General features: G+C 65.4%; 9 protein-coding genes. 2 read left to right on the forward strand and 7 right to left on the reverse strand.

All coding sequences use genetic code 11. The features are described 5' to 3' along the window. Positions 1-4 precede the first annotated feature (4 nt). The 7 genes from FAB82_RS07215 to FAB82_RS07245 form a co-directional block, all read right to left on the reverse strand. Positions 5-637 (reverse strand): hypothetical protein, encoded by a 633-nt coding sequence (locus FAB82_RS07215; protein WP_136533874.1) that lies wholly within the window; start codon positions 635-637, stop codon positions 5-7. A 1494-nt stretch (positions 638-2131) separates the two neighbouring features. After that, positions 2132-2851 carry a WXG100 family type VII secretion target gene (locus FAB82_RS07220; protein ID WP_136533875.1) on the reverse strand — a complete coding sequence of 240 codons (720 nt, stop codon included), beginning with the start codon at positions 2849-2851 and terminating at the stop codon, positions 2132-2134. Beyond that, complete coding sequence (locus tag FAB82_RS07225) at positions 2851-3219, reverse strand: type VII secretion target (RefSeq protein WP_136533876.1); 369 nt, start codon at positions 3217-3219, stop codon at positions 2851-2853. The genes FAB82_RS07220 and FAB82_RS07225 overlap by 1 nt, the downstream gene beginning before the upstream one ends. After that, positions 3216-3656, reverse strand: a complete 441-nt coding sequence (locus FAB82_RS07230) for a YbaB/EbfC family DNA-binding protein (protein WP_136533877.1) — start codon at positions 3654-3656, stop codon at positions 3216-3218. The genes FAB82_RS07225 and FAB82_RS07230 overlap by 4 nt, the downstream gene beginning before the upstream one ends. A 256-nt stretch (positions 3657-3912) precedes the next feature. Continuing rightward, the gene (locus FAB82_RS07235) at positions 3913-5643 is read right to left on the reverse strand and encodes a hypothetical protein (RefSeq protein ID WP_136533878.1); all 1731 of its coding nucleotides are present in this window, start codon (positions 5641-5643) and stop codon (positions 3913-3915) included. Between the two features lie 2 nt (positions 5644-5645). Further along, the gene (locus FAB82_RS07240; protein WP_136533879.1) at positions 5646-6371 is read right to left on the reverse strand and encodes a hypothetical protein; all 726 of its coding nucleotides are present in this window, start codon (positions 6369-6371) and stop codon (positions 5646-5648) included. A gap of 31 nt (positions 6372-6402) precedes the next feature. Continuing rightward, positions 6403-6720 (reverse strand): hypothetical protein, encoded by a 318-nt coding sequence (locus FAB82_RS07245; protein ID WP_136533880.1) that lies wholly within the window; start codon positions 6718-6720, stop codon positions 6403-6405. A gap of 290 nt (positions 6721-7010) precedes the next feature. Here FAB82_RS07245 and FAB82_RS07250 point away from each other — a divergent pair, with 290 nt between their 5' ends. Both FAB82_RS07250 and FAB82_RS07255 read left to right on the forward strand, forming a co-directional pair. Then, positions 7011-8282, forward strand: a complete 1272-nt coding sequence (locus FAB82_RS07250; RefSeq protein WP_136533881.1) for a chromosomal replication initiator protein DnaA — start codon at positions 7011-7013, stop codon at positions 8280-8282. Positions 8283-8337: 55 nt separating this feature from the next. Next, the gene (locus FAB82_RS07255; protein ID WP_136533882.1) at positions 8338-8703 is read left to right on the forward strand and encodes a hypothetical protein; all 366 of its coding nucleotides are present in this window, start codon (positions 8338-8340) and stop codon (positions 8701-8703) included. Positions 8704-8963: the final 260 nt, after the last annotated feature.

An 8963-nucleotide genomic window follows, 5' to 3' on the forward strand; every position in this document is an offset into this window, starting at 1 on the left:
ATCGTCACCGATCGATCGTGAAGACGGATGGAAGAGGCTCAATGAAGCCGGGAGGGCGTGGCGTGGGGCCTTCCACGGGCGGATCGGGCGGGCTGGGTGGTTGCGCGGGACCCGCCGGTCGGCGTGCGCCTTTGCGCGATCGGATGCGACGGGTAATGAGCATTATGGCCGCCATGAACCCCATCGAATTCCAGAGCACTGCGCCCGCGACGAGTGCGCCATAGTCACCAGTGTGCATTCCCGGAGTCCAGGCGCGCGGTTGGCGAATCCACGACTGCAATGTCAGCGTGTCGTCCAGACGCGCGCGGGACCGCTGGCCTTCCTCGCAGTGCCTGGCTTCGATCTCTACCTCGATCGTCGGCCCCCCATCGTCGGGCGTGAAGGTCCCATGGCAACTACTCGTGCCCCTTCCGGTGGCGGGTCGATACCGCTCAATCGTGACGGTGCCCGGCGTTCCAACCTCGTCTGCTACGACCTGGCGTATCTCGAACGCATGGACCACGGACAGACACAGCCAGCCCGGCAGCACCACCCAGAAGACCACTGCGAGGAGCACGAGCACGGACACCTGGAGGATCAGCGCGCGCAACCGACGGCTCAACCCCACGGACAACCCTTCCGGGGAAATCGAAGTCACTCTGAGAATCCCAATCCGACTGCTCGTCTATATCCGCACAGTCGCGAAGCGTTGAGACACCGCTGCGAGAGCGACCGCCTGCGGCCAACCGGGTAGCGGCGGACACCGGCTGAGGACGCCTTCGGCGAATACTCGCTACTGGTGGCCAACCTCCGCAACTGATCCGCAGTCACCCCTGCCACCGAGATCCGATCAGATCCCGAACAGCACTACTAGGACTGCCGCTGGAATGACCCGTATTCGCGTTCCCCGAATCGTGGGACGATCAATCGCCATTCGGAACCATCGCGATATATCAGGTGATGAGTCGATCCGCGTTCTTGTAGATTCAAGTCTGGATCGTGGGCAACGAACTGGCGGGCACGTATCATTTTCTCCAGCCACACCAGGAAACACAGGTAATGCCCCCAGGTACGAAAGTGACTTACCGTAGTTATCGAGTCGGTCGACCAAGTCCAAGATGTACCTCGGTCTTCGATCATCTCAACCCGAAGTAGCGACCCGGGAGTGGGTGGTTGAGGCTCTCCTAGGCGCCAGATGCCTCCGGCAGAATCCTCGAAGAAGTAGACGTCATGAAACGCGGGTTCGGGCCCAGTGACGGGTAGAGGTTGGAACTGTCCTGAACCTATTAGCTGATCAATCCTTCGAAGAGTTTGGAGGTAGTCATCCCAATCATAAAACGACTCCTTTGGGGTGATGAGATCATTCATCGCTGTCCTCTCCCTAGAACGGTGGATCAAGTTCAGTGAGCCAATCAGGCTGAATATCGCGCGTAGTGAAGAGTACCTGATTACCCTCCCCTGCAAGTTGTGGAGGGCCGTTGAGTGGTTGCGGTGCGGCTTGTCCCTCGAAGAACGTAATGCCTTCTGGCAGCCGGGCCATGCTCACATGCTCGATTGTATTCCCCCAATTGGGAAGAAGCGCAAGATCTGACCGCGCCTGGTCAGCGGACGTCGGTTTTGTACGCGTCCAGTAGCCTCCGAGCTCCCCGGCGTCACCACCCCAAACCCGGTACAGGACCGTATTGTTATCTGTTGTGGTGACCCTTGTGTACTCACCGTTCGAGAAGTTTTGCGCCTGTCCAGGTTCAGGTTCAGGAACTTGGTCCCTGGGAGTAAGGGTAGGTGCCTCCGAAGGAGTAGACGCCGTATCAGAAGGCGGGTTACCCCCGGAATCAGTGTGCGTGCTGGCCGGTGGTGTGCCGTGTGGTTGTGCGGTGATTGCCAGCCTGGGTTTGGCGGCCTCGATGGCTTTCAGGGTAGAGCCGGTTCCGGAGGTAATCCCCGCGACTGGGGCACCGCCGCTTCCGTGGGGGCGGTTGGATCCGGTCGGTGGTTCGGCGCTTCCGCCTCCGCCGCCTGGACTGGTTCTTCGGAAGAGTCCGGTGGCGGCTATGAGGGCGGCGAAGAGCAGTAGTCGGCGCATGGGTGGGGTGGTCCTGTCCGTCTCGGAGGTCGGGGTGGCAGGGCGCGCGCGGGTGTGCGCGGGGTGGGGTCAGTCCGCGAGGAGTGCTTGCAGGCCTTGGAAAGAGGCCACCAGGGCGGAACCGACGCCGAAGGCGAGGCTGGTGATGGCGAAGATCCGGCCACCGGCCTCGGCGGCGCAGATGGGGATGCCGAGCCCGGCGGAGGCGGCGATGATCGCGAGCCACACCGGGCTCTTGAAGAAGATCCAGGTCAGCAATTCGGCGATCAGGTCGCGGACGAGCTCGTAGGCGACCTGGACGATCGTGGCCGCCCCGTTGGTGGCAGAAGCCATCGCGTCGAACATCCAACCGGTGGCGTCGATGGCGTTGATGTACGCGGTGTGCAACGTCCGGTACGACTCGGCGGCCTCGCCTTCCCATTCGGCAGTCGCCTCCTCCATGAGCGTCCACATCTCCTCGGCCATCGAATGGGTGTCGAGGGCCATGTTCGTCCAAGTGCCGGCATGAGTGAGGAGGATGTCGGGGTCGCCGGTGAGCTCTTGCAGGAGATCGCGGATCGGGCCGCACTGCTCCATGAGGAACGAGAGCCCCGAGGACACGAGCGATCCCCACGGGTCCAGCGCCCAGGAGGCGACTTCGAAGCCCGCCCCGACTCCGGCCAGGGTGGTGGCGACCCAGCTGCGCGATTCGACGGCGTCGAAGATCCCCTGGGTGGCATCGGCCGGGCCGAAACCCGTCCAGGGCTTGGTCGACTCGACGGGTGCGGCGATGAGACTGTTGTCGGACATCAGAACTGGTCCTCCAAGCGAGTGAGGTCGCTCGCGGCATCGGTGTCGGCGGCCTCGTATTCGGCGGCGCAGCCGTTCAGCGCCTCAATATAGGCTTCGAGGGATTCGATATTGGCCGGGATCAGTTCGGCGACCATTGCGTGCTTCTCATCCAGGAGCGGGCCCATCCAGAAGGTGAGCAGGCCGAATGCCCCATCGACAGAGGTGGTGGAGTCGGCGGCCTGCGCGAGCGCGGTGAAACGGTCACCGAATGCTTTCAGGCGAGTCGCGTAGTCGCGCAGCGCCTCGGGGTCGACCTCGTAGCCACCGAACCCGCCCTTGGTGAGTTTGACGCCCTCATAGTTGTAGGCGCCCTCGGCGTCGCTCATGCCCGGTCCTGCCCGTCGGTCTCGGTGCCCAGGCGCTTGCCGATACTCGACAAGACCGCCTTGCCCGCTTCGGAATCCGAGCCGATCGTGTCCGCGATGACCTCACGCGTGCGCTCGGCGAGGCGAGCTTTCGCAACCCGGTTCGCCTCCAGGGCCGCCCGGGCGAGGAACAGCGGCGCGTACCTGGCGGCCCGGTCGGTGTAACGGAGATCGACAAGGCCACCCTGCGAATCCACAGTGGCCTCGGCAACGCCGTTCTCATCCATGCCGGTCGCCGATAGCGCTCCCAACTGCTCGGCCATGTCATTGGTCGCCGACATCGACTGCTGCATGCGCTCTTGAAGTTCGGCGAGGCGGGCGTTAGCGCCCTCGGCATTGAACGACTTACCTGGATTGGACGGATCACCGAACGCGGCGAAGGGGGAGGGATCAGACATTGCTATTCCATTCTGGCCGTGGGGTATCGGTCACGGACAGACTACTCAGCGGTCGCAAGTATGTGGGTACATGTCCTGAAGGATGAGATTGCAGCGAAAGGGAATGGTTTGTGAGTCGTGCCCGCCGGGCGTGAGTTTGCAACGGAGCCTGGCGGGCACGAGAATGTGGGCCTTGGCCCTTTCGGGCCAAGGCTTTACGTTTGAATTGGGATTGGGCTGCGGGATTTAGATCCCGCAGCCCTTTGTGGATTGTTGGCTAGGCCAGAGGGTCGTTGTCGTCCTCGAAGCGGGCGAGGCCCCAGATGTCCTCGTCTTCGAGGAGCCAGGTTTCCTTGCCGGCTTCTTCGCCTTCGCCGGTACCCGGGCCTCCTCGGCCGCCGCCCATCATGCCGCCGCCCGCGCCTCGGCCGGCTCCAGCACCGGCGCCGCCGGCCGCCTTGCCGAACAGGCCCTTGCCTGCTCCGGCTCCCGCGCCCTTGCCGCCCATGCCACCGCCGCGACCTGCGCCGCCAGCGCCCATGCCACCGCCGCCGGCCGCCGGGCCGAACAGGCCCGCGGGGGCGCCACCGCCACCGCCGCCGGGCGTGCCGCCGGGCATACCGCCGCCGCCACCGGTGCCGGTTGACGGGAGCGTGGCCGTCGGGCCACCCGAGGCCAGACCGCCGCCGAGGTCGTCATCGTCGCTCGAGTCGTTGTCCCAGGGGTTGGAGTCGTCCAAGCCGCCGGAGTCGATGCCTCCCGTGCCGCCACCGCCGGTGCCTCCGCTGCCACCGAAGCCGGTCGGGTTCTCCGGCGGGACGAGCCCGGCCGAGCCGTTGCCGCTTGGAGAGCTGAAACTCGGGGACTCGGTGCCGTTGTAGTCGGCGGCGCCGAGATCGGAGCCCGATTCGCGGAAGGTCGTGTCGCGGGCGGGCTCGACGGTGGGGGTGAACTCACCGGCATAGGTTTCGGCGTCTTCCCATCGAGCCGTGACGGTGTTGTTCTGCTCCACCGACTTGTTCTCGTACGATTCGGACTCCGAGTCGTAGTCCTGCTCGGCACGCTCGTTGCCGTCCTGCTGGGCGAGTCGTTCGGCCTCGGCGCGAACGGAGGCGTCCTGGGAGTCGGTGAGTTTGCCGGCCTCTTCCTTCTGCTTGTCGGTGGCGTCGTCGGGAAGCGCGTCGAGGTTGGCCGTGATGCGTTCGGACTTGAGCTGGGCGTAGTGGACCTCGGTCTGGTCGGTGACGTAGTCGTTCAGCTCGTCGGTGTACTCGCCGTCGTAGCCGCCGTAGGACATGGACTCTTCGACGCTCTGGTCGCCGTTGATTTTGCAGCCCGAAGAGATCTCGCACTCGGTCGCGAACGGGGCCCGCATGTGGACCTTGGGATCGGTGAAGATGTTCCCCTTGTCCTCGATCCAGTACTTCGGGGCCGGGTACGGCAGCTCACGCGAGTCCCCGCCCTGAAGCGCGAGAATCGAATCCGAGGTCAAGAACAGCAGGCCGATCAGGCCGGTACTCTCGTCACCGAGGTCGTTCTTGATCTGCTCGCAATTGGCGAAGACCGTCGCCATCTGCTCGGCGAAACCATCGAAGTCATCGCCCTGCCAGCCGTCCGAGAGCTTAGTCAGCTCCGTCTTGAGGATCGGTTCGACCGCTGTGTCTTCTTTGATCGCGAAGTCCTGGCGGAACATAGACCATGCCTCGCCGATCGTTCGGAGTGCGTGCTTGTCGCCGTCCGGCCCGCGGATCTCGCCGACCAGTTGCTGGACTTCCTCCTGGCTGGGAGCTGCGATGCCATGCTCCGCCACGCACACGAAGCTCTCCACCTGTCCGGAGACCGGGACGGCCGAGACAAGTTTGACCCACTGCTCTTCGGCCGGGTCGTTGCCGTTCTGGCAGTCGCCGTGGTCGCAAGAAGCGGGGTTGAGGTAGCTGGCGGTGCTGCCGCCTTCATCGGTGCCGAGCCCGCTGTAGTTCTCGGCCGTGACTTCGGTGCTGTCGCTCATGGCTATTGAACCTCCGCGAGCTGGTCGTTAATGGTCTGATTCACGTCAGGCAGGTAGGTGTCGATGAACCACTGGTTTCGCTCTTCAGGGGTGAACTGAAGCGCGGGCTCACCGGTGGAGTACTCGCCCCAGTCAGTCGAATGGTAGAGATCGATGTGGAAGACCCACTGGCCGTCACGAGCAATCACCTGAACATAATCCTGCTCGCTCTCGCCGGTCCAGGAGATCATGGTTCCCTGGTCCCAGGGGTCATCGAACTCCTGGGATTGCGGGTCGGTGCCGCTTGACGACTCCGAATCGGCGGCGGCTACGCGCTCCTCGTATGCGGCGGTCGCCTCATCCTCACTGTTGGTGGGGACGATCTTGATCTCGATTTCGCCGGTCATCGGTGAGCCCTCGAAGGTGCCGAGGTTGATGGTGCTGTTGCAACCGATGGCGTCGGGATCGAAGGTGTTACCAAGCTCGGAGCTGCCCGGCTCGCCTCCAGAGGCGCTCGTAGAGCCGTAGCCCAGGATGCCCATCTCGTCGGTGATCGGCTGGAGGTTGTCGAGGATCTCGCAGGCGTCCCAGGAGGCGATCTCGGTGTAGACCGGGGTGTCGCCGCCGCCGTCCGAGCCGTCGCCGGTGGAGTCGCCGCCGTCGGTCTCGCCGCTGATCAGGTTGCAGCCGGTCAGCAGGAAGACCGCGGCGCCGGCGGCGGTGAGGGTTTTGGGGAGTGCGTGCTTCATTGGTGCGATTGCTCCTTGATCAAGTCTCGGGTCACTGCTCGAAAGAGCTGACCTCGGCGATGTTGAGCTCTTCAGCGTCGGTGTGGACGCCGAGGGACTCGTTGATCGTCACGATCGCACCATAGAGATCGACGCGGAGCTTCTGGAGGTTGTCCCAGAGCACCTCGTGGGTGTCCGTGTACTGGCGGCGGGATTCTTGGGAGGAGTCGAGCAACCCGAAACCGGGTTCGACGCCGAGCTGGTTGCCGGAGCGGAGCAGCTCGCACTTCTCGGTGACGAAGTTTAGGCGGTCGACCAGCTGCTGCCGGTACGCCTCAAGGTACTCGGGGTCTAGGACGCGCTGGGCCATCGGGGAACTCCTCCGGGGAAAGGCCTGGATTGTCGGGGACGAAATCCATCGTAGCGGAGCGTTACCAGGGGTGAGGTACAGGCGATCCACTCGTGACACGAATTGGGGATCTAGACACTTTCGACACGAACGCGTGTCGCACTTGCACACTCGCGAAATCGTGTGTCAGCCTGGATGAACGTGCTAGGAGCACGTCCTTTATCCCCAACTGAATATGGCCGGTGGGCCGCCCTGTCGTCGACAAACGTGTGGCGGCCCACCTCCTTACAACCACGGAAGGAAACCCTCCGATGGCACGATCCAGCCTACGCGAAAACAGGCTCGTCGCAACCCACCAAAACGCCCTGGCCGCGCCCCACCAACTCGCCACCGTCGTCAATCAGGCCCGCATGACGATCCTGGTCCAGGACGCCTTCTACCGCCACGATTCGCTCGGGCCGGGTGCTCCGCTGGTCGAGATCACTCGTCAGGGCGATGGTGACGGTTTCTTCGACTGGGCCGGGCGTCGCCTGTTCCTGCCGGATGGCGAGCCGGACCCGATGTGTCCGGGCGCGTACCGGTTCCAGCACAACCCGTCCTCGTGCGATCTTGACGCTCCGGATTCGGATCCGCGCTCGCCTCGCTACGAGCCGATGCACCTGCGCCACAGGCCAGGTGACACGTGGATCATCGATGCGCACCGGCCGGCCGATGCGTTCGATCCGGGGCCATTCGGCTCGACCGGTTGGTATCCGGACCGGCGGACCGGACGCCACCGGCGCGATGAGACCCCCGATCCGCTCCCGGCCGAGGGCTGGGAGGCGCCGCAGGATGCCTGGTACCCGGGTATCGAGGAACGGCGGCAGCGTCGGGCCGAGGAGGAGCCGCGGCCGCCCGGACGGGACGGGGATGGACCGCGGCCGCCCGGGCGGGACAGAGACGAACCGCCGTCACGCGGGCAGTTCGGCGGAGACGGAAACGGGCCGCAGCCTCCCGAGCGGCGCGGGCGCGGTGGGGATGAACCGCCGTCGCCCGGACGCGGAGAAGGCGAATCGCGACCGCGCGGGTGGCGGGCGCCGGAACCGTCCGAGCCTTCGCAGCCCTCGCGACCTTCGGAGTCTTCGCGGCCCTGGGGCGGCGGAGGTTCGGGCTGGGACCGGCCCGAGCCCGAGCCGCTGCCGGAATCTCGTGCCCGTTGGCGTCGGTGGAACGGCGACGACCGCAACCACTCGGTCGCGGACGACGCCCTGACCGGCGGGCACCGGTTCGACAAGCTCCGCGAGGCGGCGTTCGGCCGCTTCCTGGACCATTCCGCCGAACTCCATGCCGCCCACTACCTTCCGATGCGTCCGGCGCTGCGCGAGCGGGCCGCCCGGCTCGCCCGCACGATCTGGCGCGCGGTGACCACCGGAGCCACCCCCGCACCGAAGCGCGAGCCGCAAGCGCAGGCCCCAGGACGCGGGCGCGCTTGCGAACCGCCCCGGCCCGGCCCGTTCCGGCGACCGCCGGTCTCGGGCGAGGCCGCGTCCCGGTTCTTCGGCGGGGCCGCCCGCGCGCGCACCTGCCGGCAGGCGGCCGTATGAGCGTGCAATCGCTGCGCTGCAATAGGATCGATCGGCTCGGCCGGACGGAGGTGGCGTGAGCATGCGACCTCATCGCCGCACCAGGCAGATTCGCGCCTATTTCCAGGGCTTGGGCCTCATCGCGCCCAAGACGGGCCCGTGCACCGATCTCGATGTCGTCGGCCTCCCGGTCATCGCGACGGAGGCGGTCGCCGACCGGGTCGTCCGGTTTTCATGGGTGGTCGGACAACCCCGGCTGCGTCTTACCCTGCCGCACCTGGAGCCCGAAACCCTCGGCTCCATCGACGGGCTCGACACCCGCGACCCGAGGCTCCACCTCTCCGAGCCGATCCACGCCGAATGGGGAAGCGAACACACCGAAGCACTCCTTAAAGCGGCCCAAACCGCTTGGGAGACAAGGCAACGCCAATGTAGCGGCTGAAGCGTCGTACCCGCCGGATAGGTTTGAAGTGGGGGGGTCCCCAGGTGTCCGATTTGCCGGGACCCTCCGTTCACCTTTGCGTGGTCCCCGAGGTCGGGTGTGTCGCGAATGCAAACCCCCCGTTACAACAGTGCCTGGCAGGACCGACAGTCTCGCCACGGCAGACGGCAACTAGCGCACGCCACCGGTCCGGCCCGCCGACCCATTGAGCGTGTTGCGGCGCACCGCTAAGGGTCCTTCTGGGAATTAGTTGATGTCTG

Origin of the sequence: Glycomyces buryatensis (assembly GCF_004912275.1) — a bacterium.
Lineage (GTDB): Bacteria > Actinomycetota > Actinomycetes > Mycobacteriales > Micromonosporaceae > Glycomyces > Glycomyces buryatensis.